Source organism: Thermobacillus xylanilyticus, assembly GCF_907165215.1.
GTDB classification, from domain to species: domain Bacteria; phylum Bacillota; class Bacilli; order Paenibacillales; family Paenibacillaceae; genus Thermobacillus; species Thermobacillus xylanilyticus.
In genome coordinates, this window is record NZ_CAJRAY010000058.1 from 1 (window position 1) to 2,301 (window position 2,301).

Sequence of the window (2,301 nt, forward strand, 5' to 3'; positions counted from 1 at the left end):
CAGCCCCGCGCCGACGGCGCCCGCCGCCCAGGCGGCGGCGCCATCGAAGCCGGCGGCGTTCGCGCCGGCATATGCGGCGGCAAATCCCGCCGCGCCAAGCGCCGCCGCAAGCGCGGCGGCGACGCCGCTTCCGCCGGCGCCACCCTGCCGGCTTGCCGTGCGGGACGAGCGGGCGCGCTGCTCGCCCATGACGCGCACGGCCTCCATCTCCCACGCGCGGCAAGCGTCCTCGAAATGTTCCCACGCGCGAAGCAGCGCATCGGCCGTCTGCGGGACGAAATGATCGTCCGCCTCATCCCGGACGCTCTCCGCCCCCGCAGCCGCTTCGGCGGCCGCGACTTCCGCCGCGGCTTCGCGTTCCTGTTCGCCGATCTGGCGTTCGGCCTCCGCGCAGCGCGCCGCTTCGCGCTCCGCCTCGCCCAGCTCGGCGCGGAACGCGCGGATCCGGTCGCGTTCCGCCACGCCGGCCGCAAAGCCGCGCAGCCGTTCCGCCGTCCACCCCGCCCCGGCGGAATCGAGCAGCGCGTTCATCCGCTCCTCTTCGAGGCGACGTTCCGCCCGCCATTCCGCGCACGATTGTTCCAGCGCGCGCATCGCTTCGGCGGACTGGAGCAGCCGCTCGAGCTCAGGCTCAAGTTTGAGCAAGTCATCGCGAACGACCAGCCGATCCCGTTCCGCCCGGACTTCGCGCAGCGCGGCTTCCAGACGCAGACGTTCGCGCTCCAGCCGATCTCGTTCGGCGGTCCACATTCGCCATTTCGTCTCGGCGTCGGCGGGCAGCCGGCCGGGATCGGGCAGCGCGGCGCGCCTTGCGTCCAGCTCGCGGAGACGCAGCCATTTCGCCCGCATGTTCAAGGCGCGCGCCGCCTCATCGCGGCGGGCGGCCAGTTCCGGCAGCCGCGCATCCAGCGCGAGAAGCTCCGCCTCCGTCCGTTCCAGCGCTTCCGAAGCTTCATTGTACCGTGCGATCGGATCCGGCAGCGCGCGCAGATCGCGCTCGATCCGTTCAAGCTCGGCCAGCCGCCGGTTCATCGGCTGCGTCGTGCCGCGCGGCTTGTACAGCTTGTCCATCGCTTCGCGAATCGCACGCTCGGCTTCGGCCAAGCGCCTGCCGTCCGCCATCCCCGCATGATAGAGGAAACGTCCCAGTTCCTCGCCCTGCACGGCGCCGAGATCGCGCAGCTCCGACAGACCGACGGCGAACAACTGGCGGTACACTTTGCCGGTCAGCCCGCCGAGCAGCAGCCGTTCCAGTTCCCGCTGCTCCAGAATCTCGGGCTCGTCCCCTCTCCTGCCGCGCAGTACCGGCTTGCCGCCCGCGCTTGCGGCATACCGCTCCAGCACCAGTTCCCCGTGGCGCTCGGAGACGAGCGCCAGCCGGCCGCCGTGCCGCCCGCCGTACACCGGCTCCTGCCGCTCCGGCATATTCGCGCGGGTGGCGAAACCGTGCAGCATCGCGCGCACAAAACCGAGCACCGTGCTCTTGCCAGCTTCGTTCGGTCCCTCAAGGATGACCGCATCGGCGTCAAGGTCGAGCGTGATGCCGCTGAGCTTGCCGAACCCGTCGATTGTCGCCGACCGAATTTTCACGCCGTTTCCCTCCGAATCTGCCGCCAAGTAGGTTGCCGCTTTCCGTTAGGATCGCGCCGCCTTACCGGCACAGCCGCTACACGGCTGACCGCATGCCGGTCAAGCCCCGATCCGGCGCCGCACCAATTGCCCGCAAGCATCCCAAATCTATGTCGCCGCTGCTTCCGCATCCCATCGCATGCTGTTGCAAACGGCATTGCGGCACGGCAAGCCCGTCACACCGTGCCCAGAGCCGCCCGTTCCGCCGATTTCGATGATGCTTGGACCGAACCGATCTCAAATCTGGTGCAAATGTGCACCACGCTATGCCGGTTTGCGGCATGCTTCGTAGAATGTGGTGCAAACCTGCACCATATTCTGCCGGTATGCGGCATATTGCAATGAATGTGGTGCAAATCTGCACCATATCAAGCCATTCCGGCGATCTTTGCTCCCATGTGGTGCATTTTTGCACCAGATTTCATGGACCGCATTTCCGGACCAAAAATGGGACGGCACCAAAAGACGAAACACCGAAATTCCGCCAAACCGTGCCCAAAGCTGCAACAAGCCGCAGGACAACCCGCCGCACACGGCGCCTCAATCTTCCTCGCGCTCCAGCATGCCCGCGAGGCGGGCGGCGGCCCGCTCGAGCAAGCCGTCCGCGGACGGCAGGCCGCGGCTGTCAAGCAGCCGCCGCAGCCGCGCGTTCCGCGTCATCGGCTCGAGCGC

At 68.1% G+C, this 2,301-nt stretch carries 1 protein-coding gene; it reads right to left on the reverse strand.

Annotated features, from left to right (window positions below; genetic code table 11):
- Positions 1-1,590, reverse strand: a 1,590-nt coding sequence (locus tag KJQ12_RS11845) for an AAA family ATPase (protein WP_213484843.1), incomplete at its 3' end; no start/stop codon positions are given.
- Between the last annotated feature and the right edge of the window lie 711 nt (positions 1,591-2,301).